Below are 24974 nucleotides of genomic sequence, written 5' to 3' on the forward strand. Positions count from 1 at the left end.
AACGTGGGCACCATCGGTCACGTTGACCATGGTAAAACCACTCTGACTGCAGCTATCTCTCACGTACTGGCTAAGACCTACGGTGGCGAAGCTAAAGACTTCTCTCAAATCGATAACGCTCCAGAAGAGCGTGAGCGCGGTATTACCATCAATACCTCTCACATCGAATACGATACTCCAACTCGCCACTACGCACACGTAGACTGCCCAGGCCACGCTGACTATGTTAAAAACATGATCACTGGTGCTGCACAGATGGACGGCGCGATCCTGGTAGTAGCTTCTACTGACGGTCCAATGCCACAAACTCGTGAGCACATCCTGCTGTCTCGCCAAGTAGGCGTACCATTCATCATCGTATTCATGAACAAGTGTGACATGGTTGACGATGCTGAACTGTTAGAATTAGTAGAAATGGAAGTACGGGAACTGTTATCAGAATACGACTTCCCAGGTGATGACTTACCAGTTATCCAAGGTTCAGCTCTGAAAGCGCTAGAAGGCGAGCCAGAGTGGGAAGCTAAGATCATCGAATTAGCAGCGGCACTGGATTCATACATTCCAGAACCAGAGCGTGATATCGATAAGCCATTCCTGATGCCAATCGAAGACGTATTCTCAATCTCTGGCCGTGGTACAGTAGTAACTGGTCGTGTTGAGCGTGGTATCGTACGTGTTGGTGACGAAGTAGAAATCGTTGGTATCCGTGCAACCACTAAGACAACCTGTACTGGTGTTGAAATGTTCCGTAAGCTGCTTGACGAAGGTCGTGCAGGTGAGAACTGTGGTATCCTGTTACGTGGTACTAAGCGTGATGACGTAGAACGTGGTCAAGTATTATCTAAGCCAGGTTCAATCAACCCACACACTACTTTTGAATCAGAAGTATACGTTCTGTCAAAAGAAGAAGGTGGTCGTCACACTCCATTCTTCAAAGGCTACCGTCCACAGTTCTACTTCCGTACAACTGACGTGACTGGAACTATCGAACTGCCAGAAGGCGTAGAGATGGTAATGCCAGGCGACAACATCAAGATGAAAGTGACTCTGATCTGCCCAATCGCGATGGACGAAGGTTTACGCTTCGCAATCCGTGAAGGCGGCCGTACAGTAGGTGCTGGTGTTGTAGCTAAGATTTTCGCTTAATCGCGAATTAGTTATAGTACTGAAAAAGGAAGCTTCGGCTTCCTTTTTTGTTTAAGTCGATTATTTACTAGGTTTTGTGGGTTGCAACGGCTGTGCATCCTTGCTAACAAAGTCGAATAAGAATACAATCTATGGCCGATTTTTGACCCTGAGCTTATGCAACATGCGTTTCTAAGGGTATTCGGAATGCAGAGTATCTAAAGCGTATTGTAACTGGGTCGTATGTCCCTAATTATTGTGCTCAAGCTCAGGCCGTATTGAGTAACGGAATAACCGATGACAACAAATACTGAAAACCAGACTAACTCTCTGGATATCGTGAAGTGGGGTTTAGCGATCCTATTGCTGGCCGCTGCTGTTATTGGCAATCAAATGTATAGCGAGACAAGTGCAGTGATCCGTGCACTGGCTGTTATCGTTGCATTCGCTATTGCTGGTTTTATTGCCCTGCAAACAGAAAAGGGTAAGAAAGCCTTAGCGTTCGCTCGTGAGTCGCAAATTGAAGTGCGCAAGGTCGTATGGCCAACACGTCAAGAAGCGCTTAACACCACTTTTATTGTCCTTGCTGCAACAGGTATTTTAGCCCTTGTTTTATGGGGTTTAGATGCAGTGTTAATGCACATTGTCAATTTCATCACTGGCGTATAGGCACCTCGAATGACTGAAGCTAAAGAAGCTAAAAAAAGATGGTATGTAGTGCAGGCATTCTCAGGCTATGAAAGCCGAGTTTGTAAGTCACTGATTGAATACATTAAAATGCACGGCATGGAAGAGTACTTCGGCGAAGTATTGGTTCCGACTGAAGAAGTCATTGAAATGCGTGCAGGCCAGCGTCGTAAGAGTGAGCGTAAGTTTTTCCCTGGTTATGTTCTAGTCCAGATGGAAATGAACGATGACAGCTGGCATTTAGTCAAAAGCATCCCGCGTGTTTTAGGCTTTATTGGCGGAACTTCTGATCGTCCTGCCCCAATTTCAGATAGAGAAGCGGATGCAATTCTGCGTCGCTTACAAGAAACCACAGCTTCACCGACTCACCGTGTTATTTTCGAGCCGGGCGAAGTGGTGCGTGTTTGTGATGGTCCATTTGCTGACTTTAACGGTACTGTTGAAGAAGTGGATTATGACAAGAGCCGTGTAAAAGTGTCGGTAATGATCTTTGGTCGTTCTACACCTGTTGAGCTCGATTTTAGTCAAGTCGAAAAAGGCTGATTAAATTAAATACAAAAATCCGTTTGGCAACGGGTGCGGATTTCTATATAATCCGCACCCGTTGTTTTCGGGGGAGCACGTCGGCATGTCGCTGATGCGCGTTTGAACCCAAACTGAGGAAATGTCAGATGGCAAAAAAGATTGATGCTTATATTAAGCTACAAGTGAAATCAGGTTCTGCGAACCCTTCACCACCAGTTGGTCCAGCTCTGGGTCAGAAAGGTGTGAACATCATGGAATTCTGTAAAGCGTTCAACGCCCGTACAGAAAAAATGGAAAAAGGCATGCCTATTCCAGTCGTGATCACTGTATACAGTGACCGTTCATTCACTTTCGAAACTAAGACTCCACCAGCTTCTTACTTACTGAAGACTGCTGCAGGCCTGAAATCAGGTTCTCCACGTCCAAACACTCAGAAAGTAGGTACTATCGCTCGTGCTAAGATTCAAGAAATTGCTGAATTGAAAGCGGCCGATATGACTGGTGCTGATGTTGAAGCGATGACTCGCTCAATCGAAGGTACTGCGCGTTCAATGGGTTTGGTTGTAGAGGGTTAATATAATGGCAAAACTAACTAAACGCATGCGCGTAATCCGCGAGAAAGTTGACGGTACTAAGTTATACGAAATCAACGACGCTGTTGCTCTGTTAAAAGAATTAGCGACTGCTAAGTTCGTTGAAAGTGTTGACGTTGCTGTTAACCTGGGTATCGACCCACGTAAATCAGATCAAAACGTTCGTGGTGCTACTGTATTACCACACGGTACTGGTCGTGACGTTCGCGTTGCAGTATTTACACAAGGTGCAAATGCTGAAGCTGCAAAAGCTGCTGGTGCAGAACTCGTTGGTATGGATGATCTGGCTGAGCAAATCAAAGCTGGTGAAATGAACTTCGACGTAGTTATCGCATCTCCAGATGCAATGCGCGTTGTTGGTATGTTAGGTCAAATCTTAGGCCCACGTGGTTTAATGCCTAACCCAAAAACTGGCACAGTAACGCCAAACGTTGCTGAAGCAGTTAAGAACGCCAAAGCTGGTCAAGTTCGTTACCGCAACGACAAGAACGGTATTATCCACACTACTATCGGTAAAGTGGATTTCACACCAGTTCAATTGAAAGAAAACTTGGAAGCGTTAATCTCTGCACTGAAAAAGGCTAAGCCTGCAGTTGCAAAAGGTGTATACGTGAAAAAAGTAAGCATCTCTACCACTATGGGTGCAGGTGTAGCTATCGACCAAGCGACTCTCGATACAGCTAACTAATTTTACAAGGTGAGCGCATTAGTCTATAATGCGCGCACTTTGTGGGTTGAAGCCTGTTTTTGATGCTTAATGCATCATTAATTAGGCTTCCGTCCAAGACCGCAGGTGTTTACTTTAACGGTTTACTTAATTTCCTGCGTAGACGGTGTCAGGCCCCAGCTAAATTTTTTTACTGGATAATCTGCACCGTAAGTCACTAAATACATAAGTATTTAGTATGGTAAGTACTAGGGAATACCCTAGGTGGAATCCAGGAGTAAAGCCAATGGCATTAAGACTCGAAGACAAAAAAGCGATTGTTGCTGAAGTCAACGAAGCTGCCAAAGGTGCGCTATCTGCAGTAGCCGCTGATTCTCGCGGTGTAACTGTAGGTGCTATGACCGGTCTGCGTAAAAAAGCTCGCGAAGCTGGTGTTTATGTACGTGTAGTACGTAACACTCTGGCTCGCCGTGCTGTTGAAGGTACTGCATTTGAGTGCCTAGCAGAAACGTTCACTGGCCCAACTTTGATTGCTTTCTCTAACGAGCACCCAGGTGCTGCAGCTCGTCTGTTAAAAGACTTTGCTAAAGAGCAAGCTAACTTCGAAGTTAAAGGCGCAGCCTTTGAAGGGAATTTCATCCCTGCAGCTGACATTGATCGTTTGGCGAAACTGCCAACATACGAAGAAGCACTAGCTCAGTTAATGATGACTATGAAAGAAGCATCTGCTGGCAAGTTCGTTCGTACTCTGGCCGCCCTGCGCGATCAAAAACAAGAAGCCGCTTAATTTTAAGCTGGCTGCTTAATAAAATTGAATTCAGAACAATAGGAAACATTTGTTATGTCTATCACTAAAGACCAAATCTTAGAAGCCTTTGCAGCTATGTCTGTAATGGAAGTTGTTGAACTGATCGAAGCTATGGAAGAGAAGTTCGGCGTTTCTGCTGCTGCTGCAGTAGTTGCTGGCGGTGCTGCTGATGCAGGTGCTGCTGCTGAAGAACAAACAGAATTCACTGTTATGTTAACTGCTCACGGCGACAACAAAGTTGCTGTTATTAAAGCAATCCGTGGCGCAACTGGTTTAGGCCTGAAAGAAGCTAAAGCAATGTCTGAAGCTGCTCCAGTAGCAGTTAAAGAAGGCGTTTCTAAAGAAGAAGCTGAAGCTCTGAAGAAAGAACTGGTTGAAGCTGGTGCTACAGTAGAGATCAAGTAAGCTATTATGTAGCTTACTCACCCAAGCCAATTGGGTGGAGGCTGGCGGTTTTTTAACCGTCGGCCTTTTTTGCGCTATATGCGTCGGCGATTTTTTTTCACCGTTTATCGCCAAATTTTGCAGTCCCTAGCAGAGATTACTGGTTAGGTTCTTGCCATCAACGGTGATGGGCAAACGTGCTGAATTTAATGACTATTGTTATAAGTTCAGTCTTGGTCACATCTCGCAAGCAGAGGAAACCCATGGTTTACTCCTATTCTGAAAAGAAGCGTATTCGCAAAGACTTTGGTAAGCGTCCACAGGTGTTGGATATTCCTTACCTTTTGTCTATTCAGTTAGACTCTTTTAAGAAGTTCACCGATCAAGATCCTACCGGTGAGCGCGGTTTAGAAGCCGCCTTCCGTAGCGTTTTTCCCATCAAGAGCTTTTCTGGTAATTCAGAACTGCAATACGTCAGCTATAAGCTTGGCGAGCCTGTTTTTGATGTGAAAGAGTGTCAGATCCGTGGTGTTACATATTCAGCTCCACTGCGCGTTAAGTTACGCATGGTGTTGTATGATCGTGAAGCAGCGGCCGGCACTGTAAAAGATATTAAAGAACAAGAAGTCTACATGGGCGATATCCCATTGATGACTGACAATGGTACCTTTGTGATCAACGGTACTGAGCGTGTAATCGTATCTCAATTACACCGTTCTCCAGGCGTATTCTTCGATCACGACCGTGGTAAAACCCACTCATCAGGTAAGGTGCTGTATAACGCACGTATCATTCCTTACCGTGGTTCATGGTTAGACTTTGAATTCGATCCTAAAGATGCGCTGTTCGTACGTATTGACCGTCGCCGTAAATTACCTGCGACCATCATTCTGCGAGCATTAGAGTACTCTACTCAAGAGATCCTCGACCTGTTCTTCGAACGTGTTGAATTCAAGATCAAGAAAGATACTCTGGTTATGACCTTAGTTCCTGAGCGTCTGCGTGGCGAAACCGCCAGCTACGACATCAAGGATGCTGAAGGTACCGTCTTGGTTGAAGCGGGCCGTCGCGTGACTGCACGTCATATTCGCCAACTCGAAAAAACCAACACCACTGAACTCGAAGTACCAGTTGAGTACATCGTGGGCAAATATGCTGCTCAAGATTACATCGATCCGGACACGGGTGAAGTATTAGTTTCTGCTAACAGTGAAATCAGCTTAGAAGACTTAGCGAAGTTATCACTGGCAGGCATCAAAGAGCTGAGCACGTTGTACATCAACGAGCTAGACCACGGTGCTTATATCTCTGACACTCTGCGTATCGATCCAACCACTAACCGCTTAGAAGCGTTAGTTGAGATCTACCGCATGATGCGTCCTGGTGAGCCACCAACCAAAGATGCCGCAGAAGCCCTGTTCCAAAACTTATTCTTCAGCGAAGAACGTTATGACCTGTCTAAAGTAGGTCGTATGAAGTTCAACCGTCGTCTCAGCATTCCTGATGACGAAGGTAGCGGCGTACTGTCTAAAGAAGACATCGTTGCAGTAATGAAGAACATCATTCACATCCGTAACGGCTTCGACGAAGTGGACGATATCGACCACTTAGGCAACCGTCGTATTCGTTCTGTGGGTGAAATGGCTGAAAACCAATTCCGTGTTGGTCTGGTCCGTGTTGAGCGCGCCGTGCGTGAACGTCTATCATTAGGCGATCTGAACGAGCTGATGCCACAAGACTTAATCAACGCTAAGCCAATCTCTGCTGCAGTGAAAGAGTTCTTCGGTTCTTCTCAGCTGTCACAATTCATGGACCAAAACAACCCGCTGTCAGAAGTAACGCATAAGCGTCGTATTTCTGCTCTAGGCCCAGGTGGTTTGACCCGTGAACGTGCTGGCTTCGAAGTCCGCGACGTACACCCAACGCACTATGGTCGTTTATGTCCAATTGAGACCCCTGAAGGTCCAAACATTGGTCTGATCAACTCATTAGCCAGCTTTGCCCGTACTAACTCTTACGGCTTCTTAGAAACCCCATACCGCAAAGTGGTAGACGGTGTGATCACTGACGATGTGGAATACTTGTCAGCGATTGAAGAAGGTCGTTATGTAATTGCACAGGCGAACATCGAAGTTGACTCACAAGGTCGCATGGTTGAAGAACAGATCGCATGTCGTCACAAAGGTGAATCTACCTTTATGCGCGCGTCTGACATTCAATACATGGACGTATCGCCACAACAGATCATCTCTGTTGCTGCGTCTCTGATCCCGTTCTTAGAACACGACGACGCGAACCGTGCATTGATGGGTGCGAACATGCAACGTCAAGCGGTACCAACACTGAAATCAGAGAAGCCTCTGGTCGGTACTGGTATTGAGCGCACGTTAGCTGTGGACTCAGGCGTAGTTGTTGCTGCCAAACGTGGCGGTGTGATCGATTACGTTGATGCGAGCCGTATCGTTGTTAAAGTAAATGAAGACGAGCTGCGCCCAGGCGAAGCAGGTATCGACATTTACAACCTGACTAAGTACACCCGTTCTAACCAAAACACTTGTATCAACCAACGTCCATGTTGTTCAGTTGGTGAGCCAGTGGTTCGTGGTGACGTGTTAGCAGACGGTCCGTCTACTGACTTAGGTGACTTAGCCCTTGGCCAGAACATGCGTATCGCGTTCATGCCTTGGAACGGTTACAACTTCGAAGACTCGATCTTAATTTCTGAGCGTGTTGCACAGGAAGACCGTTTCACCACTATCCACATTCAAGAGCTGTCTTGTATCGCTCGTGATACCAAGCTGGGTAGCGAAGAAATCACTGCTGACATTCCAAACGTAGGTGAATCTGCTCTGTCGAAACTCGACGAGTCAGGTATCGTTTACATCGGTGCAGAAGTGAAGGGTGGTGACATTCTGGTAGGTAAAGTCACGCCAAAAGGCGAGACACAACTGACTCCAGAAGAGAAGTTACTGCGCGCCATCTTCGGTGAGAAAGCGTCTGATGTGAAAGACAGCTCACTGCGTGTACCTAACTCTGTTAAAGGTACCATCATCGACGTTCAGGTATTTACCCGTGACGGCGTTGAGAAAGACAAACGCGCCATTGAAATCGAAGAAATGCACATTGCCCAAGCTCGTAAAGACTTAGGCGAAGAGTTCAAGATCCTTGAAGAAGGCGTATTGAGCCGTGCGCGCAACTTATTATTAAGTGCCGGTTTCACTGAAGCACAAATCGCAGCATTGCCACGTAAAGATGTATTGGTTCAAGTCATTGACGATGAAACCAAACAAACTGAACTTGAGCAATTAGCTGAACAGCATGAAGAGCTGAAAGCAGACTTCGATAAGAAGTTTGAAATCAAACGTCGCAAGATCACCCAAGGTGATGACTTGGCACCGGGCGTACTGAAGATCGTTAAGGTTTACTTAGCGGTTAAACGTACTATCCAACCAGGTGACAAGATGGCGGGTCGTCACGGTAACAAGGGTGTTATCTCTAAGATTAACCCAATTGAAGACATGCCGTACGACGAGCAAGGCAACCCTGTGGACATCGTATTGAACCCGCTAGGCGTTCCATCACGTATGAACATCGGTCAGGTTCTTGAAGTTCACTTAGGTGCTGCTGCTAAAGGTATTGGTAACAAGATTGCTGCCATGCTGGAAGATCAGCGCGAGAAGGGACTTGCAGAAGTTCGTAGCTACATCAAGCAAGTGTACGAATTAGGTGACGAAGTGCAGCAGCGCGTTGACATCGATTCATTCACTGACGATGAGTTACTGCGCTTAGCGAACAACCTGAAAGGCGGTATCCCAGTTGCTACGCCAGCCTTCGACGGTGCTAAAGAGAAAGAGATCAAGCAGATGCTTGAGCTTGCAGGCTTGCCAACCTCTGGTCAGCTGAAATTATTTGATGGTCGTACCGGTAACGAATTTGAGCGTCCAGTAACTGTAGGTTACATGTACATGCTCAAACTGAACCACTTAGTTGACGATAAGATGCACGCCCGTTCTACCGGTTCGTACAGCTTAGTGACTCAACAACCACTGGGCGGTAAAGCTCAGTTCGGTGGTCAGCGTTTCGGGGAGATGGAAGTGTGGGCACTAGAAGCATACGGTGCCGCTTATACGCTTCAAGAAATGCTCACCGTGAAATCGGATGACGTTAACGGTCGTACTCAGATGTATAAGAACATCGTCGACGGTAACCATCAGATGCAGCCTGGCATGCCAGAGTCCTTCAACGTATTACTGAAGGAGATCCGTTCACTCGGTATCAACATCGAGTTGGATCAGGAATAAGCGCAGGTATTTAGCCGCGTTTGGCAACAGAATGGTGCTCCGTGAGAGCGGAGCACCCGGTTTAACTCCTTCAGGAGAGAAACGTGAAAGACTTATTAAAGTTTCTGAAACAGCAAAGCAAGACTGAAGAATTTAACGGCATCAAAATTGGTCTGGCATCGCCTGATCTGATCCGTTCTTGGTCTTTTGGTGAAGTTAAGAAGCCAGAAACCATTAACTACCGTACCTTCAAGCCTGAGCGTGAAGGTCTGTTCTGTGCGCGTATCTTTGGCCCAGTCAAAGATTACGAATGTTTGTGCGGTAAGTACAAGCGTTTGAAGCACCGTGGTGTGATCTGTGAAAAGTGTGGCGTAGAAGTTACCCAGACTAAAGTACGTCGTGAGCGTATGGGTCACATTGAACTGGCTAGCCCAGTTGCCCACATTTGGTTCTTGAAATCACTGCCGTCCCGTATCGGTTTAATGCTGGACATGACGCTACGTGATATCGAGCGCGTACTGTACTTTGAATCTTTCGTCGTGATCGAGCCTGGCATGACCAGCCTTGAACGTGGCCAAATGCTGACAGAAGAAAACTATCTGGACGCATTAGAAGAGTACGGTGACGAATTCGAAGCTAAGATGGGTGCTGAAGCGGTATTAGAACTGCTGCGCGCAATCGATCTCGAAAAAGAAATCGAACAAATGCGTGAAGAGCTGCCATCAATCAACTCTGAGACTCGTCGCAAGAAAGTGACCAAGCGTCTTAAGTTGATGGAAGCGTTCCACACGTCTGGCAACAAGCCAGAGTGGATGATCTTAAAAGTACTGCCTGTGTTACCACCTGACTTACGTCCGCTGGTACCGCTCGATGGCGGCCGCTTCGCAACTTCAGATCTGAACGATCTGTACCGCCGCGTGATCAACCGTAACAACCGTTTGAAGCGTCTGTTAGATTTAGCTGCGCCGGACATCATCGTACGCAACGAAAAGCGTATGTTACAAGAGTCTGTTGATGCGCTATTAGATAACGGTCGTCGTGGTCGTGCTATTACCGGTTCTAACAAACGTCCTCTGAAATCTTTGGCCGATATGATCAAAGGTAAACAAGGTCGTTTCCGTCAGAACTTGTTAGGTAAGCGTGTTGACTACTCTGGTCGTTCGGTAATTACCGTAGGTCCTACTTTACGTCTGCACCAATGTGGTCTTCCTAAGAAGATGGCACTGGAACTGTTCAAGCCATTCATCTATGGCAAGCTGGAAGGTCGTGGCTTAGCGACAACCATCAAAGCGGCTAAGAAGATGGTAGAGCGTGAAGTGGCGGAAGTTTGGGACGTTCTGGATGAAGTGATCCGCGAACACCCAGTGATGCTTAACCGTGCACCAACACTGCATAGACTGGGTATCCAAGCGTTCGAACCTGTACTGATTGAAGGTAAAGCAATCCAGTTACACCCACTCGTTTGTGCGGCATACAACGCCGACTTCGACGGTGACCAAATGGCGGTACACGTACCGTTAACACTGGAAGCGCAGCTTGAAGCTCGTGCCCTGATGATGTCTACCAACAACATCCTGTCACCTGCGAACGGCGAGCCTGTAATCACGCCGTCTCAAGACGTGGTATTAGGTCTGTACTACACCAGCCGTGAGCGTATCAACGGCCGTGGTGAAGGTATGTACTTTATGTCTGTTGCTGAAGTTGAAAAAGCTTACGCAACTGGCGCTGCTGAACTGCATGCACGCGTGAAAGTGCGTATCACTGAAACCGTTATCGGTGACAATGGTGAGCGTACTGAACAACGTCGTATCGTAGATACTACTGTTGGTCGTGCTCTGCTGTCACAAATTCTGCCAGCAGGTTTGTCATTTGATCTGGTTAACCAGAACATGGGCAAAAAGCAGATTTCTAAACTATTGAACACTTGTTACCGTCAATTAGGTCTGAAAGATACCGTTATCTTCGCTGACCAACTGATGTACACAGGTTTCCGTTACGCCACTATCTCTGGTGCATCTGTCGGTATCGACGACATGGTGATCCCAGCTGAGAAGTACACCTTAGTTGCTGACGCTGAAGCAGAAGTGCTCGAAATTCAAGAGCAGTTCCAATCAGGTCTGGTGACCGCGGGTGAGCGTTACAACAAAGTAATCGACATCTGGGCAAGTGCGAACGAAAAAGTTTCTAAAGCGATGATGGAAAACCTGTCAACTGAGACAGTGATTAACCGTGATGGCGTTGAAGAGAAACAAGCTTCGTTCAACAGCATTTACATGATGGCCGACTCGGGCGCTCGTGGTAGTGCCGCACAGATCCGTCAGTTAGCGGGTATGCGTGGTCTGATGGCGAAACCAGACGGTTCGATCATCGAAACCCCAATCGTTGCGAACTTCCGTGAAGGTCTGAACGTTCTTCAGTACTTCATCTCAACCCACGGTGCGCGTAAAGGTCTAGCCGATACCGCATTGAAGACAGCGAACTCGGGTTACCTGACTCGTCGTCTGGTTGACGTTGCTCAAGACTTAGTGGTCATCGAAGACGATTGTGGTACTCACGAAGGTCTGACAATGAAGCCGCTGATCGAAGGTGGTGACGTTGTTGAGCCATTGCGTGAACGCGTACTGGGTCGTGTGGTTGCTGTTGATGTTCTGTACCCAGGTACTGAAGATGTGCTTGCACCACGTAACACTCTGCTCGACGAAGCATGGTGTGACAAGTTAGAAGAACACTCAATCGACGAAGTGATTGTACGTTCAGTAATTACCTGTGATACCGACTTCGGTGTGTGTGCGGCATGTTATGGCCGTGACTTAGCCCGTGGTCACCTGATTAACCACGGCGAAGCCATCGGTGTTGTCGCGGCACAATCAATCGGTGAACCAGGTACACAGTTAACGATGCGTACGTTCCACATCGGTGGTGCGGCATCGAGAGCGTCTGCAGAAAACAACGTTCAAGTGAAGAACTCTGGTTCGTTGAAACTGCACAACGCTAAGTACGTGACTAACACTGACGGCAAGCTGGTTATCGTTTCTCGTTCTTCTGAACTGGCGATCATCGACGAATTAGGTCGTGAGAAAGAGCGTTATAAAGTGCCTTACGGTACTGTGCTCGAGAAGTTAGAAGAAGCATCAGTTGAAGCGGGCGATATCATCGCTAACTGGGATCCACATACTCACCCAATCATCACTGAAGTGGCGGGTAGTATTAAGTTCGTTGATATGATCGACGGCGTGACCATGACTCGTCAAACAGACGAACTGACAGGTCTGTCATCAATCGTGATCCTCGACGTGGGTCAACGTGGTTCTGCGGGTAAAGAAATGCGCCCAATGATCCGTCTGGTTGGTGCCGACGGTAGCGACCTGATGATCCCAGGTACTGAAGTACCAGCACAATACTTCTTACCAGGCAGTGCGATCGTTAACCTTGACGACAACGCGCAAATCGCCGTGGGTGACGCGTTAGCACGTATTCCACAAGAATCGTCTAAAACACGCGACATCACGGGTGGTCTACCACGCGTTGCTGACCTGTTCGAAGCTCGTAAGCCAAAAGAGCCTGCAATTCTGGCGGAAATCTCTGGTACCATCTCGTTTGGTAAAGAGACCAAAGGCAAGCGTCGTCTGGTGATCACACCAGCGGATGGCGGTGAACAGTACGAAGAGATGATCCCGAAATGGCGTAACTTAAACGTGTTCGAAGGTGAAAAAGTCGAACGTGGTGAAGTTATTGCTGACGGTCCAGAAGCGGCGCACGACATTCTGCGTCTACGTGGCATCCACAACGTAGCAAACTACATTGTGAATGAAGTACAAGACGTATACCGTCTACAAGGCGTGAAGATCAACGATAAACATATCGAAGTGATCATCCGTCAAATGCTGCGTAAGTGCGTGATCACCTCTGCGGGTGACAGTGAGTTCTTAGAAGGCGAACAAGTAGAAGTGTCTCGCGTGAAGATCGCTAACCGCGACCTGATCGAACAAGGTAAAGTGCCTGCGACCTTCGAACGTGAACTGCTGGGTATTACCAAAGCGTCTCTGGCAACAGAATCGTTTATCTCTGCAGCATCGTTCCAAGAAACAACTCGCGTACTGACAGAAGCTGCCGTAGGTGGTAAGTCTGATAACTTACGTGGTCTGAAAGAAAACGTAATCGTTGGCCGTCTGATCCCAGCCGGTACTGGTTATGCTTATCACAAGACCCGTAACGATGCCCGTGCTAAGAAAGACGAGCCAGTTGTAGTGAATAAGATCACTGCAAGTGAAGCGGAACAAAACCTTGCAGACCTCTTAAACCTGGCAGGTAGCCAAGATTAAGTAATCAGTTTGTAACAAAAAGGCGCCTATGGCGCCTTTTTTATTGTAAAATGCCGCAAAAGTTGGCTATTTCTTGACAGTCAGGCATTACCTTTCTAAAATTCCGCGTCCCACCATTGTGGGATATAGATTTTTCACACCTTATCGTTGAGTTTGATTCAACTGTTTCGGAGCTATACATGGCAACTGTAAACCAGTTGGTACGTAAGCCACGCGCACCTAAAGTCGAAAAGACTAACGTGCCTGCGTTGAACGCGTGCCCACAAAAACGTGGTGTATGTACACGTGTGTACACTACTACCCCTAAAAAACCTAACTCTGCACTACGTAAAGTAGCTCGTGTGCGCTTAACTAACGGTTTCGAAGTTACTTCGTACATCGGCGGTGAAGGCCACAACCTGCAGGAACACAGCGTGATCTTAATCCGTGGTGGTCGTGTTAAAGACTTACCAGGTGTGCGCTATCACACTGTTCGTGGCGCCCTAGACTGTGCTGGCGTGAACACTCGTCGCCAAGGTCGTTCTAAGTACGGTGCTAAGCGTCCTAAGTCTTAACGCAATCCGTTAAGTAAGGCCAAGCTAGTTTTATTTTGAGAATTCCAGTTTTGGAAATCCCTGAAGCATACGGAGAATTGTTATGCCAAGACGTCGCGTTGTAGGACAACGTAAAATCCTACCAGATCCAAAGTTTCACAGTGAGTTGCTGGCTAAGTTCATCAACGTCATTATGCAAGACGGCAAAAAGTCGACTGCAGAAAAAATCATTTACAAGGCGCTAGATGTTATCGCTGAAAAGAAAGGCGCTAACCATTTAGACATCCTTGAAGCAGCCCTGGACAACGTTCGCCCATCAGTCGAGGTTAAATCTCGTCGCGTTGGTGGTTCTACTTACCAGGTACCATGTGAAGTTCGTCCTGTGCGTCGTAACGCACTGGCGATGCGCTGGTTAGTTGAAGCTGCTCGTAAGCGTGGTGAAAAATCTATGGCTTTACGTCTAGCAGGTGAAATGCTAGATGCGTCTGAAAACAAAGGTACTGCTGTTAAGAAGCGTGAAGACGTGCACCGCATGGCTGAAGCTAACAAGGCCTTTGCTCATTACCGTTGGTAATCTGATGGTGTGGGCTTAGGCCCACACCATTGTTGTTGATATTGCCAAGGCATTAGTCTTGGTGGAGAGGGTATAATAGTGGCTCGTACAACCCCAATTGAGCGTTATCGTAATATCGGTATTTGTGCTCATGTGGATGCAGGTAAAACCACCACAACAGAACGTGTTCTGTTCTATACCGGTTTGTCTCATAAAATCGGTGAGGTGCATGACGGCGCCGCGACCACTGACTGGATGGTACAAGAGCAAGAGCGTGGTATTACTATCACCTCGGCCGCTGTAACCACATTCTGGCGTGGTATGGATGCTCAATTCACTGAACACCGCATCAATATCATCGATACCCCTGGTCACGTTGACTTCACTATTGAAGTTGAACGTTCTTTGCGCGTTCTCGACGGCGCTGTAGTGGTTTTCTGTGGTTCTTCAGGTGTTGAACCTCAATCAGAAACCGTTTGGCGTCAAGCTGACAAATACCGCGTTCCACGCTTAGTGTTTGTTAACAAGATGGACCGCGCAGGTGCGGACTTTGAACGTGTAGTGAAGCAAATCAGAACTCGCCTGGGAGCGACTTGTGTGCCTATTCAATTGAATATCGGCGCAGAAGAAAACTTCACTGGCGTGATCGACTTAATCAAGATGAAAGCCATTAACTGGAACGAAGCGGACCAGGGTATGACTTTCACTTATGAAGAGATCCCTGCAGAGTTGGCGGCGAAAGCGGCTGAAATGCATGAGTATCTGGTTGAGGCAGCAGCCGAGGCCTCGGATGAACTGATGGACAAGTACCTTGAAGAAGGCACTCTGTCAGAAGACGAGATCAAGAAGGCACTGCGTCAGCGTACTATTAATAATGAAATCGTTTTAGCGACCTGTGGTTCTGCATTTAAGAACAAAGGCGTTCAAGCGGTTCTTGATGCGGTTGTGGAATTCTTGCCAGCCCCCGTCGATGTGCCTCCAATTAAGGGCATTGATGACAATGAGCAAGAAGTTGAGCGCCCATCAGATGACAATGCCCCTTTTGCGGCGTTGGCATTTAAGATTGCTACAGACCCGTTCGTGGGTACTTTGACCTTTATTCGCGTGTACTCTGGCGTACTCGAATCAGGTTCTGGCGTTTATAACTCTGTTAAACAGAAGCGTGAACGTATCGGCCGTATCGTGCAAATGCACGCTAACGATCGTACAGAACTGAAAGAAGTTCGTGCAGGTGATATCGCTGCGGCTATCGGTCTGAAAGAAGTTACCACGGGTGATACACTTTGTGATCCTGATCATAAGGTGATCTTGGAACGCATGGAGTTCCCTGAGCCAGTAATTACCATTGCCGTTGAGCCTAAGTCTAAAGCAGACCAAGATAAAATGGGTATCGCGCTGCAAAAACTCGCAGCGGAAGATCCATCCTTCCGGGTTGAGACTGACGAAGAATCATCACAAACACTGATTTCTGGAATGGGTGAGTTACACTTAGACATTATCGTTGACCGTATGCGTCGCGAATTTGGTGTTGAGTGTAACGTTGGTAAGCCACAAGTGGCCTACCGCGAAACCATTCGCGCATCAGTCGAGGCTGAAGGTAAATTTGTACGCCAATCAGGTGGCCGTGGACAATTCGGTCATGTTTGGTTAAAACTAGAGCCTAATGAAGAAGGCGCTGGTTACGAATTTATCAACGCGATCGTTGGGGGTGTAGTTCCACGTGAATTCATTCCAGCGGTTGATAAAGGTATCCAAGAGCAGATGAAGAACGGTGTTCTCGCCGGCTTCCCTGTGTTGGACGTGAAGGTCACTCTGTTCGACGGTTCATATCACGATGTGGACTCGAATGAAATGGCGTTCAAAATTGCGGGTTCTATGGGCTTCAAAAAGGGTGCGCTCGAAGCGAATCCTGTGTTGCTCGAGCCTTGCATGAAAGTAGAAGTAACTACTCCTGAGAACTACATGGGCGATGTGGTTGGTGACTTAAACCGTCGTCGTGGTTTGATTGAAGGTATGGATGATGGCTTTGGTGGCATCAAAATAGTCCATGCTGTAGTGCCTCTTTCTGAAATGTTTGGTTATGCAACTGATTTGCGTTCTGCGACTCAGGGTCGTGCTTCCTACTCCATGGAGTTCTTGAAGTACACTGATGCACCGCAAAACATTGCGAAAGCGATTATTGAATCTCGTAGCTAATTTTAAGTTACGACATAAATGTAATATGGTCCTGTTGATACAGGATTATTCTGAAAAGAAAGGAATATATCGTGGCAAAAGCTAAATTTGAACGTAATAAGCCTCACGTAAACGTGGGCACCATCGGTCACGTTGACCATGGTAAAACCACTCTGACTGCAGCTATCTCTCACGTACTGGCTAAGACCTACGGTGGCGAAGCTAAAGACTTCTCTCAAATCGATAACGCTCCAGAAGAGCGTGAGCGCGGTATTACCATCAATACCTCTCACATCGAATACGATACTCCAACTCGCCACTACGCACACGTAGACTGCCCAGGCCACGCTGACTATGTTAAAAACATGATCACTGGTGCTGCACAGATGGACGGCGCGATCCTGGTAGTAGCTTCTACTGACGGTCCAATGCCACAAACTCGTGAGCACATCCTGCTGTCTCGCCAAGTAGGCGTACCATTCATCATCGTATTCATGAACAAGTGTGACATGGTTGACGATGCTGAACTGTTAGAATTAGTAGAAATGGAAGTACGGGAACTGTTATCAGAATACGACTTCCCAGGTGATGACTTACCAGTTATCCAAGGTTCAGCTCTGAAAGCGCTAGAAGGCGAGCCAGAGTGGGAAGCTAAGATCATCGAATTAGCAGCGGCACTGGATTCATACATTCCAGAACCAGAGCGTGATATCGATAAGCCATTCCTGATGCCAATCGAAGACGTATTCTCAATCTCTGGCCGTGGTACAGTAGTAACTGGTCGTGTTGAGCGTGGTATCGTACGTGTTGGTGACGAAGTAGAAATCGTTGGTATCCGTGCAACCACTAAGACAACCTGTACTGGTGTTGAAATGTTCCGTAAGCTGCTTGACGAAGGTCGTGCAGGTGAGAACTGTGGTATCCTGTTACGTGGTACTAAGCGTGATGACGTAGAACGTGGTCAAGTATTATCTAAGCCAGGTTCAATCAACCCACACACTACTTTTGAATCAGAAGTATACGTTCTGTCAAAAGAAGAAGGTGGTCGTCACACTCCATTCTTCAAAGGCTACCGTCCACAGTTCTACTTCCGTACAACTGACGTGACTGGTACCATCGAACTGCCAGAAGGCGTAGAGATGGTAATGCCAGGCGACAACATCAAGATGAAAGTGACTCTGATCTGCCCAATCGCGATGGACGAAGGTTTACGCTTCGCAATCCGTGAAGGTGGCCGTACAGTAGGTGCTGGTGTTGTAGCTAAGATTTTCGCTTAATCGCGAATTAGTTATAGTACTGAAAAAGGAAGCTTCGGCTTCCTTTTTTATTTTGGGCTGGCGTTATTCTGAAATTTGTGTAGAATACCCGCCACTCTGAAGTTGAATAGTCTTTTTGATGACTATTTACACAGCGGGCTTGAAATCTAATTTTAGATAAGTATAATGGCCCCCTCGTTAACCTAGGTTAGCGAATTAAATGATGATTCAATGAACTCGTCATTATCATAGCGGCTCCGATTGGGAGTCGAACGGTTAAATCATCTCGCTCTGCTTTTCCAGTTAGGAAGAAGCTAGAGGGTGATTTTTTATGTGTCCATTTTAGGAGCTCTGGTCAATGCAGAACCAAAGAATCCGTATCCGCTTAAAAGGATTTGATCATCGCTTAATTGATCAGTCTACAGCGGAAATCGTTGAAACTGCTAAGCGTACAGGCGCCCAAGTACGTGGTCCAATTCCACTACCTACGCGCAAAGAGCGTTATACCGTTTTGATCTCTCCGCACGTTAATAAAGATGCTCGTGACCAGTACGAATTACGTACTCACAAGCGCCTGGTTGACATCGTAGAGCCAACTGAAAAGACTGTAGACGCTCTAATGCGTTTAGATCTTGCGGCTGGTGTCGACGTACAGATTAGCTTGGGTTAATTGAGATCCTTAGAAGAGGTTTGAGAGATGGCTATCGGTCTTATTGGTCGTAAAGTTGGTATGACTCGCATCTTCACTGAAGATGGTGTTTCTATACCTGTTACAGTAATTGAAGTTGCTGGCAACCGTGTTACTCAAGTGAAAACTTTAGAAACTGACGGCTACCGCGCGCTTCAAGTTACTACTGGTACCAAAAAAGCCAATCGCATCACTAAACCAGAAGCAGGTCACTTTGCCAAGAGCGGTGTTGAAGCCGGTCGTGGACTGTGGGAATTGCGTCTGGCAGACGGTGAAGGCGAAGGCATTGAAGTTGGTGCTGAGCTAAATGTAGGTATCTTCGCTGATGTAGCGAAAGTTGACGTTACTGGTCAATCTAAAGGTAAAGGCTTCCAAGGCGGCGTTAAGCGTTGGAACTTCCGTACTCAAGATATGACTCACGGTAACTCTTTGTCGCACCGTTCGAACGGTTCTATCGGTCAGAACCAAACGCCTGGTCGCGTATTTAAAGGCAAGAAAATGTCAGGCCACATGGGTGCCGAGCGTGTTACTACTCAAAATCTAGACGTTGTACGTGTAGATGTTGAACGTAACCTGCTACTGGTTAAAGGTGCTGTTCCGGGCGCAACTAACGGCGACCTGATCATCAAGCCTGCAGTTAAAGCTTAAGGTCTGAGGAGATAGTAATGGAATTGGTATTGAAAGACGCGCAAAGCGCTCTTGAAGTTTCCGAAACTACCTTCGGCCGTGACTTTAACGAGGCACTGGTTCATCAGGTAGTTGTAGCATACGCTGCAAACGCACGTCAGGGCACTCGTGCTCAAAAGACTCGTGCGGAAGTAACTGGCTCTGGCAAAAAGCCATGGCGCCAAAAAGGCACTGGCCGCGCTCGTGCGGGTGGTGTTAAGGGCCCAATCTGGCGTGGCGGTGGCGTAACTTTCGCTGCTAAAACTCAAGATCACAGCCAAAAAGTTAACAAGAAGATGTACCGCGGCGCGCTGAAAAGCATTCTGTCTGAGCTGGTACGTCAAGACCGTCTGGTTGTTGTTGAATCATTCAGCGTTGAAGCTCCTAAAACTAAAGAGCTGAAAGCTAAACTGAAAGCAATGAACTTAGAAGACGTGTTAATTGTGACTTCAGAAGTTGACGAGAATTTATTCTTAGCAGCTCGCAACCTGTACAAGGTTGACGTTCGTGACGTTGCAGGTCTAGACCCAGTAAGTCTGATCGCGTTCAACACAGTGCTTGTGACTGCTGATGCAGTTAAGCAAATCGAGGAGATGCTAGCATGATGATCCGCGAAGAACGTTTGCTAAAAGTAATTCTTGCACCTCACATCTCTGAAAAGAGCACTGTGAATGCTGAGAAGCACAACACTGTTGTTTTCCGCGTAGCTATCGATGCAACTAAAGCTGAAATCAAAGCTGCTGTTGCTAAGCTATTTGAAGTTGAAGTCGAATCAGTTCGCACTTTAGTGAGCAAAGGCAAAACTAAACGTACTGGTGGCCGTGCTGGCCGTCGTAGCGATTGGAAAAAAGCCTACGTGACTTTAGCTGCTGGTGCTGACATCGATTTCGTCGGCGGCGCTGAGTAAGCAAAGGAGAATTATCATGGCAGTTATTAAGTGTAAGCCAACCTCTCCAGGTCGTCGCCACGTTGTTAAAGTGGTGAACTCTGACCTGCACAAGGGTAAACCTTTTGCTGGCCTGTTGGCGAAAAAATCTAAAAGTGGTGGCCGTAACAACACTGGCCGTATCACTGTTCGTCACGTTGGTGGCGGTCACAAGCAGCATTACCGTTTAATCGACTTCAAACGCGATAAAGACGGTATCCCTGCAAAAATCGAGCGTCTGGAATACGATCCAAACCGTACTGCGCACATCGCTCTAGTACTGTATGCGGATGGTGAGCGTCGTTACATCCTTGCTGCTAAAGGCATGCAAGCTGGCGACAAGATCCAGTCTGGTGTTGAAGCCGAAATCAAAACCGGTAACGCAATGCCACTGCGCAACATTCCAGTAGGTTCTGTTGTGCACGCTGTAGAAATGAAGCCTGGTAAAGGTGCTCAGATCGCGCGTTCAGCGGGTGCTTATGTACAAGTTGTTGCTCGTGATGGCGCATATGCCACTTTACGTCTTCGCTCTGGCGAAATGCGCAAAGTGCCAGTTGATTGCCGCGCAACATTTGGTGAAGTTGGTAATGCCGAACACATGCTACGCCAGTTAGGTAAAGCAGGTGCTAAGCGCTGGAGAGGCGTTCGCCCAACAGTTCGCGGTGTTGCAATGAACCCAGTAGACCACCCACACGGTGGTGGTGAAGGCCGTACTTCTGGTGGTCGTCACCCAGTGACTCCATGGGGTGTGCCAACTAAGGGTTATAAGACTCGTAGTAACAAGCGCACTGACAAGTACATCGTACGTCGTCGTAATAAATAGTAAGAGGATTCGCCATGCCACGTTCTCTCAAGAAAGGTCCCTTCATTGACCTGCACTTGCTGAAGAAGGTAGAGAAAGCGATGGAAGCCGGTGACAAAAAGCCTATTAAGACTTGGTCACGTCGCTCAATGATCATTCCAAACATGATTGGTTTGACCATCGCTGTCCATAATGGTCGTCAGCACGTTCCTGTGTTCGTAACTGACGAAATGATCGGCCACAAACTTGGTGAATTCTCACCAACTCGCACTTATCGCGGCCATGCTGCTGATAAGAAAGCGAAGAAGCGTTAATACGGGAGGAATAAGATGGAAGTTTTAGCTAAACATCGTTTTGCCCGTACGTCTGCGCAGAAGGCTCGTCTGGTTGCCGATCAAATTCGTGGTTTGCCTGTTGCTAAGGCCCTCGAAATTTTGACTTTCAGCCCAAAGAAAGCCGCCGTACTGGTTAAAAAAGTACTTGACTCAGCTATCGCAAACGCCGAACACAACGAAGGCGCTGACATTGATGAGCTAAAAGTAGGCGCCGTCTTCGTTGACGAGGGTCCAACTATGAAGCGTATCATGCCACGTGCTAAAGGCCGCGCTGATCGTATCATGAAGCGTACCAGCCACATCACTGTGGTTGTATCAGATCGCTAGGAGAGAGCAATGGGACAGAAAGTACATCCTAATGGTATCCGTCTGGGTATCACCAAGCCTTGGATCTCTACCTGGTACGCAGATAAGTCAGATTATGCAAATAACCTGAACAGCGACTGGGAAGTGCGTAAGTATCTTGCAGACAAACTGCAAGCTGCATCAGTATCTAAGATTGTTATTGAACGCCCAGCGAAAAGCATCCGCGTTACTATTCACACTGCCCGTCCAGGCGTTGTGATCGGTAAGAAAGGTGAAGACGTTGAAGTATTGCGTGCTGCAGTTTCAAAACTGGCTGGCACTCCTGCTCAAATTAACATCGCTGAGATCCGTAAACCTGAGCTAGATGCCAAGTTAGTTGCTGACTCAATTGCACAGCAATTAGAGCGTCGTGTTATGTTCCGTCGCGCTATGAAGCGTGCGGTTCAAAACGCAATGCGTATTGGTGCTCAAGGTATCAAAGTTGAAGTTAGTGGCCGTTTAGGCGGTGCTGAGATTGCGCGCTCTGAGTGGTACCGTGAAGGTCGTGTACCTTTGCATACACTGCGTGCTGATATCGACTATTCAACCTCTGAAAGTCACACTCAATACGGTGTGATTGGTATTAAAGTTTGGATCTTCAAAGGTGAAGTTCTGGACGGAATGCTGCCACAGATTGAAGAGCCGAAACAGCAGCAACCTAAGCGCAAGCCTCGTGGTAAATAGGAGAGCCGGCAATGCTGCAACCTAAACGTATGAAGTTTCGCAAGATGTTCAAAGGCCGCAACCGCGGTCTAGCGAACGGTACCGAAGTTAGCTTTGGTACTTTTGGTCTGAAAGCAGTCGGCCGTGGTCGTTTAACTGCTCGTCAGATCGAATCTGCACGTCGTGCCATGACACGTCACATTAAGCGTCAGGGACAAATTTGGATTCGAGTTTTCCCGGACAAGCCAATTACCTCTAAGCCTCTCGAAGTGCGTATGGGTAAAGGTAAAGGTAACGTTGAATACTGGGTATGTCAGATTCAACCTGGTAAGGTTCTTTATGAGATGAATGGTGTTTCTGAAGTGATCGCTCGTGAAGCGTTTGCTTTAGCTGCTGCCAAGCTTCCAATTAAGACTACCTTCGTAACTAAGACGGTGATGTAATGAAAGCGAGCGAACTAAGAGAAAAGAGCGTTGAAGAATTGAACGCTGAACTACTTGGTCTGCTGCGTGAGCAGTTCAACCTGCGTATGCAACACGCCACTGGTCAGTTGACTCAGACTCATCAACTGAAATTAGTGCGCCGTAACATTGCGCGCGTTAAGACCATTATTACTTCTAAGGCGGGTGCATAATGTCTGATAAAATCCGTACTTTGCAAGGTCGTGTGACAAGCAACAAAATGGATAAAACCATTACTGTAGCTATCGAACGCCAAGTGAAACACCCAATCTATGGGAAGTACATTAAGCGTACGACTAAGATCCATGCACACGATGAAGCTAATCAGTGCAACGAAGGCGATGTAGTAGCGATCCGCGAATGTCGTCCTCTGTCTAAGACTAAATCTTGGACTCTGGTTGAAGTAGTATCAAAGGCCTAATTGTATTAGGTATTTAGGTAAACGGCTCCAGTATTTGGGGCCGTTTGTTTTTTAATACTATACATTCCATATTTATGGTGTTATATTTGCGCGCCATTTTTGACTAAATTCAAAGCAAAAATGGTGTTTATAGTCCCAATTGTGGGAATTGTGTAGTAACGATAGCGGAGCACTTAAAATGATCCAAATGCAATCGACTCTTGACGTCGCATGTAACAGCGGCGCACGCAGAGTTCAGTGTATTAAGGTCTTGGGTGGCTCTCATCGTCGTTATGCCGGTATCGGCGACATCATCAAGGTTTCTGTTAAAGAAGCAATTCCTCGCGCTAAAGCGAAGAAAGGTGATGTGTATAACGCGGTGGTAGTCCGTACTAAGAAAGGCGTACGTCGTCCAGACGGTTCTGTCATTCGCTTCGATCGGAATGCAGCAGTTCTTCTGAACAACAACCTGCAGCCGATTGGCACTCGTATCTTTGGACCAGTGACACGTGAATTGCGCTCTGAGCAGTTCATGAAGATTGTCTCGCTGGCACCAGAAGTACTGTAAGGAGCTTCAAAATGGCAGCTAAAATCCGTCGTCAAGACGAAGTAATCGTATTAGCAGGTAAAGACAAGGGCAAACGCGCTAAAGTTGCTCAAGTATTACCTACTGGTAAGTTAATTGTTGAAGGCATCAATCTTGTCAAGAAACACCAAAAGCCAAACCCACAACTGGGTGTAGCCGGTGGTATTGTTGAGAAAGAAGCACCGATTCAAGCATCAAATGTTGCGATCTTTAACCCTGTCACTGGCAAGGCGGATCGTGTTGGTTTCCGATTTGAAGACGGCAAAAAAGTTCGTTTCTTTAAATCGAACAGTGAACTCGTTAAGTAACTGGAGTAAACGATGGCGAAACTGCATGATAAATATCAAGAGACTGTTGTCGCTGAACTGACTAAAAAGTTCGGTTATACCAGTGTCATGCAAGTCCCTCGGATTGAGAAAATCACCCTGAACATGGGTGTTGGCGAAGCCGTTGCAGACAAAAAAGTTATGGAACATGCTGTTCGTGACATGACTGCAATCGCTGGTCAAAAACCAGTAGTGACTGTTGCTCGTAAATCAGTTGCTGGTTTTAAAATCCGTGAAGGCTACCCTATTGGCTGTAAAGTGACCCTGCGCGGTGAGCGTATGTGGGAATTCTTAGAGCGTTTAGTTGACATCGCAATCCCACGTATTCGTGACTTCCGTGGTCTGAGCGCTAAAGCGTTCGACGGCCGTGGTAACTACGCAATGGGCGTGCGTGAGCAGATCATTTTCCCAGAAATCGATTACGATAAAATCGATAAAATTCGCGGTATGGATATTGTTATCACTACCTCTGCGAATTCTGATGAAGAAGGTCGTGCTTTGTTAGACGCTTTTAACTTCCCATTCAAGAAATAAGGGTAGCGTAATGGCAAAAACATCAATGAAAGCACGTGAAGCAAAGCGTGCACAGCTCGTAGCTAAGTTCGCTGAAAAGCGCGCTGCTCTGAAAGCAATTATTGCAAATCCAGCTTCTTCTGACGAAGACCGTTGGGATGCAGTATTAAAGCTGCAAGCTCTACCACGTGATTCCAGCGCATCGCGTCAACGCAATCGTTGTAATCAAACTGGTCGCCCACATGGTTTCCTGCGTAAGTTCGGTTTAAGCCGTATCAAGTTACGTGAAGCAACCATGCGTGGTGAAGTTCCTGGCCTGCGTAAGGCTAGCTGGTAAGCACTTGTCACGGAGTAAG

At 47.1% G+C, this 24974-nt stretch carries 28 protein-coding genes; all 28 read left to right on the forward strand.

Annotated features, from left to right (window positions below):
• Positions 1-1146, forward strand: a 1146-nt coding sequence (gene tuf / locus CBX96_RS20665; RefSeq protein WP_109287937.1) for an elongation factor Tu, incomplete at its 5' end; no start/stop codon positions are given.
• A gap of 276 nt (positions 1147-1422) precedes the next feature.
• Complete coding sequence (secE, locus tag CBX96_RS20670; protein ID WP_011621018.1) at positions 1423-1794, forward strand: preprotein translocase subunit SecE; 372 nt, start codon at positions 1423-1425, stop codon at positions 1792-1794.
• Positions 1795-1803: 9 nt separating this feature from the next.
• Positions 1804-2355, forward strand: coding sequence for a transcription termination/antitermination protein NusG (gene nusG, locus CBX96_RS20675; protein ID WP_109287938.1), 552 nt, complete (start codon positions 1804-1806; stop codon positions 2353-2355).
• A gap of 128 nt (positions 2356-2483) precedes the next feature.
• A complete protein-coding gene (gene rplK / locus CBX96_RS20680; protein ID WP_011621019.1) occupies positions 2484-2912 on the forward strand; it encodes a 50S ribosomal protein L11 in 429 nt (142 codons plus the stop codon).
• Between the two features lie 4 nt (positions 2913-2916).
• The gene (gene rplA / locus CBX96_RS20685) at positions 2917-3618 is read left to right on the forward strand and encodes a 50S ribosomal protein L1 (protein ID WP_109287939.1); all 702 of its coding nucleotides are present in this window, start codon (positions 2917-2919) and stop codon (positions 3616-3618) included.
• 265 nt (positions 3619-3883) lie between these two features.
• Complete coding sequence (rplJ, locus tag CBX96_RS20690) at positions 3884-4384, forward strand: 50S ribosomal protein L10 (protein ID WP_011070609.1); 501 nt, start codon at positions 3884-3886, stop codon at positions 4382-4384.
• 54 nt (positions 4385-4438) lie between these two features.
• Positions 4439-4810: a 50S ribosomal protein L7/L12 gene (gene rplL / locus CBX96_RS20695; RefSeq protein ID WP_011624800.1), complete on the forward strand. Its 372-nt coding sequence runs from the start codon at positions 4439-4441 to the stop codon at positions 4808-4810.
• Between the two features lie 242 nt (positions 4811-5052).
• Positions 5053-9090 (forward strand): DNA-directed RNA polymerase subunit beta, encoded by a 4038-nt coding sequence (gene rpoB, locus CBX96_RS20700; RefSeq protein WP_089066695.1) that lies wholly within the window; start codon positions 5053-5055, stop codon positions 9088-9090.
• Positions 9091-9173: 83 nt separating this feature from the next.
• On the forward strand, positions 9174-13391 hold the full coding sequence (rpoC, locus tag CBX96_RS20705) for a DNA-directed RNA polymerase subunit beta' (protein ID WP_109287940.1): 4218 nt from the start codon (positions 9174-9176) through the stop codon (positions 13389-13391).
• 179 nt (positions 13392-13570) lie between these two features.
• Complete coding sequence (gene rpsL, locus CBX96_RS20710; RefSeq protein ID WP_011494631.1) at positions 13571-13945, forward strand: 30S ribosomal protein S12; 375 nt, start codon at positions 13571-13573, stop codon at positions 13943-13945.
• 82 nt (positions 13946-14027) lie between these two features.
• A complete protein-coding gene (gene rpsG, locus CBX96_RS20715; RefSeq protein ID WP_011070613.1) occupies positions 14028-14498 on the forward strand; it encodes a 30S ribosomal protein S7 in 471 nt (156 codons plus the stop codon).
• A gap of 78 nt (positions 14499-14576) precedes the next feature.
• Positions 14577-16673 carry an elongation factor G gene (gene fusA, locus CBX96_RS20720; RefSeq protein ID WP_089066697.1) on the forward strand — a complete coding sequence of 699 codons (2097 nt, stop codon included), beginning with the start codon at positions 14577-14579 and terminating at the stop codon, positions 16671-16673.
• A gap of 71 nt (positions 16674-16744) precedes the next feature.
• A complete protein-coding gene (gene tuf / locus CBX96_RS20725) occupies positions 16745-17929 on the forward strand; it encodes an elongation factor Tu (RefSeq protein WP_011715454.1) in 1185 nt (394 codons plus the stop codon).
• Positions 17930-18266: 337 nt separating this feature from the next.
• Positions 18267-18578, forward strand: a complete 312-nt coding sequence (rpsJ, locus tag CBX96_RS20730; protein WP_011070616.1) for a 30S ribosomal protein S10 — start codon at positions 18267-18269, stop codon at positions 18576-18578.
• A gap of 27 nt (positions 18579-18605) precedes the next feature.
• Complete coding sequence (gene rplC / locus CBX96_RS20735) at positions 18606-19244, forward strand: 50S ribosomal protein L3 (RefSeq protein WP_011070617.1); 639 nt, start codon at positions 18606-18608, stop codon at positions 19242-19244.
• Positions 19245-19261: 17 nt separating this feature from the next.
• Positions 19262-19867 carry a 50S ribosomal protein L4 gene (gene rplD / locus CBX96_RS20740; RefSeq protein WP_011070618.1) on the forward strand — a complete coding sequence of 202 codons (606 nt, stop codon included), beginning with the start codon at positions 19262-19264 and terminating at the stop codon, positions 19865-19867.
• Positions 19867-20169 carry a 50S ribosomal protein L23 gene (rplW, locus tag CBX96_RS20745; protein ID WP_039977607.1) on the forward strand — a complete coding sequence of 101 codons (303 nt, stop codon included), beginning with the start codon at positions 19867-19869 and terminating at the stop codon, positions 20167-20169. The genes rplD and rplW overlap by 1 nt, the downstream gene beginning before the upstream one ends.
• Positions 20170-20185: 16 nt before the next feature.
• A complete protein-coding gene (gene rplB / locus CBX96_RS20750) occupies positions 20186-21010 on the forward strand; it encodes a 50S ribosomal protein L2 (protein WP_011621028.1) in 825 nt (274 codons plus the stop codon).
• A gap of 14 nt (positions 21011-21024) precedes the next feature.
• The gene (gene rpsS, locus CBX96_RS20755) at positions 21025-21303 is read left to right on the forward strand and encodes a 30S ribosomal protein S19 (RefSeq protein WP_006083596.1); all 279 of its coding nucleotides are present in this window, start codon (positions 21025-21027) and stop codon (positions 21301-21303) included.
• A gap of 15 nt (positions 21304-21318) precedes the next feature.
• Positions 21319-21651 carry a 50S ribosomal protein L22 gene (rplV, locus tag CBX96_RS20760; protein ID WP_006083595.1) on the forward strand — a complete coding sequence of 111 codons (333 nt, stop codon included), beginning with the start codon at positions 21319-21321 and terminating at the stop codon, positions 21649-21651.
• 9 nt (positions 21652-21660) lie between these two features.
• Positions 21661-22353, forward strand: coding sequence for a 30S ribosomal protein S3 (rpsC, locus tag CBX96_RS20765; protein WP_011070621.1), 693 nt, complete (start codon positions 21661-21663; stop codon positions 22351-22353).
• Positions 22354-22364: 11 nt separating this feature from the next.
• Complete coding sequence (rplP, locus tag CBX96_RS20770) at positions 22365-22775, forward strand: 50S ribosomal protein L16 (protein WP_006083593.1); 411 nt, start codon at positions 22365-22367, stop codon at positions 22773-22775.
• Positions 22775-22966, forward strand: a complete 192-nt coding sequence (gene rpmC / locus CBX96_RS20775) for a 50S ribosomal protein L29 (protein ID WP_007644429.1) — start codon at positions 22775-22777, stop codon at positions 22964-22966. The genes rplP and rpmC overlap by 1 nt, the downstream gene beginning before the upstream one ends.
• Entirely contained in the window at positions 22966-23214 is a 249-nt protein-coding gene (gene rpsQ / locus CBX96_RS20780) for a 30S ribosomal protein S17 (protein WP_011070622.1), read from the forward strand. The genes rpmC and rpsQ overlap by 1 nt, the downstream gene beginning before the upstream one ends.
• A 178-nt stretch (positions 23215-23392) precedes the next feature.
• On the forward strand, positions 23393-23761 hold the full coding sequence (rplN, locus tag CBX96_RS20785) for a 50S ribosomal protein L14 (RefSeq protein ID WP_011715463.1): 369 nt from the start codon (positions 23393-23395) through the stop codon (positions 23759-23761).
• An 11-nt stretch (positions 23762-23772) separates the two neighbouring features.
• On the forward strand, positions 23773-24087 hold the full coding sequence (rplX, locus tag CBX96_RS20790) for a 50S ribosomal protein L24 (protein WP_011070623.1): 315 nt from the start codon (positions 23773-23775) through the stop codon (positions 24085-24087).
• Positions 24088-24099: 12 nt separating this feature from the next.
• Complete coding sequence (gene rplE / locus CBX96_RS20795; protein ID WP_011715464.1) at positions 24100-24639, forward strand: 50S ribosomal protein L5; 540 nt, start codon at positions 24100-24102, stop codon at positions 24637-24639.
• A gap of 10 nt (positions 24640-24649) precedes the next feature.
• A complete protein-coding gene (rpsN, locus tag CBX96_RS20800; protein ID WP_011621030.1) occupies positions 24650-24955 on the forward strand; it encodes a 30S ribosomal protein S14 in 306 nt (101 codons plus the stop codon).
• Positions 24956-24974 lie beyond the last annotated feature (19 nt).

Source organism: Shewanella sp. BC20 (assembly GCF_003129585.1).
In the GTDB taxonomy this organism is placed as follows: domain Bacteria; phylum Pseudomonadota; class Gammaproteobacteria; order Enterobacterales; family Shewanellaceae; genus Shewanella; species Shewanella seohaensis.

Coding starts and splice junctions, on each gene's coding strand:
- rplK (WP_011621019.1), top strand. CDS start 2,484: ATGGCAAAAAAGATTGATGCTTATATTAAGCTACAAGTGAAATCAGGT.
- rpsG (WP_011070613.1), top strand. CDS start 14,028: ATGCCAAGACGTCGCGTTGTAGGACAACGTAAAATCCTACCAGATCCA.
- rpsQ (WP_011070622.1), top strand. CDS start 22,966: ATGTCTGATAAAATCCGTACTTTGCAAGGTCGTGTGACAAGCAACAAA.
- rplL (WP_011624800.1), top strand. CDS start 4,439: ATGTCTATCACTAAAGACCAAATCTTAGAAGCCTTTGCAGCTATGTCT.
- rplA (WP_109287939.1), top strand. CDS start 2,917: ATGGCAAAACTAACTAAACGCATGCGCGTAATCCGCGAGAAAGTTGAC.
- rpsL (WP_011494631.1), top strand. CDS start 13,571: ATGGCAACTGTAAACCAGTTGGTACGTAAGCCACGCGCACCTAAAGTC.
- rpsN (WP_011621030.1), top strand. CDS start 24,650: ATGGCAAAAACATCAATGAAAGCACGTGAAGCAAAGCGTGCACAGCTC.
- rplW (WP_039977607.1), top strand. CDS start 19,867: ATGATCCGCGAAGAACGTTTGCTAAAAGTAATTCTTGCACCTCACATC.
- rpsJ (WP_011070616.1), top strand. CDS start 18,267: ATGCAGAACCAAAGAATCCGTATCCGCTTAAAAGGATTTGATCATCGC.
- rplV (WP_006083595.1), top strand. CDS start 21,319: ATGGAAGTTTTAGCTAAACATCGTTTTGCCCGTACGTCTGCGCAGAAG.
- rpsC (WP_011070621.1), top strand. CDS start 21,661: ATGGGACAGAAAGTACATCCTAATGGTATCCGTCTGGGTATCACCAAG.
- rpsS (WP_006083596.1), top strand. CDS start 21,025: ATGCCACGTTCTCTCAAGAAAGGTCCCTTCATTGACCTGCACTTGCTG.
- rpoB (WP_089066695.1), top strand. CDS start 5,053: ATGGTTTACTCCTATTCTGAAAAGAAGCGTATTCGCAAAGACTTTGGT.
- rplC (WP_011070617.1), top strand. CDS start 18,606: ATGGCTATCGGTCTTATTGGTCGTAAAGTTGGTATGACTCGCATCTTC.
- nusG (WP_109287938.1), top strand. CDS start 1,804: ATGACTGAAGCTAAAGAAGCTAAAAAAAGATGGTATGTAGTGCAGGCA.
- rplD (WP_011070618.1), top strand. CDS start 19,262: ATGGAATTGGTATTGAAAGACGCGCAAAGCGCTCTTGAAGTTTCCGAA.
- rplX (WP_011070623.1), top strand. CDS start 23,773: ATGGCAGCTAAAATCCGTCGTCAAGACGAAGTAATCGTATTAGCAGGT.
- rplE (WP_011715464.1), top strand. CDS start 24,100: ATGGCGAAACTGCATGATAAATATCAAGAGACTGTTGTCGCTGAACTG.
- rplP (WP_006083593.1), top strand. CDS start 22,365: ATGCTGCAACCTAAACGTATGAAGTTTCGCAAGATGTTCAAAGGCCGC.
- secE (WP_011621018.1), top strand. CDS start 1,423: ATGACAACAAATACTGAAAACCAGACTAACTCTCTGGATATCGTGAAG.
- rpmC (WP_007644429.1), top strand. CDS start 22,775: ATGAAAGCGAGCGAACTAAGAGAAAAGAGCGTTGAAGAATTGAACGCT.
- rplN (WP_011715463.1), top strand. CDS start 23,393: ATGATCCAAATGCAATCGACTCTTGACGTCGCATGTAACAGCGGCGCA.
- rplJ (WP_011070609.1), top strand. CDS start 3,884: ATGGCATTAAGACTCGAAGACAAAAAAGCGATTGTTGCTGAAGTCAAC.
- rplB (WP_011621028.1), top strand. CDS start 20,186: ATGGCAGTTATTAAGTGTAAGCCAACCTCTCCAGGTCGTCGCCACGTT.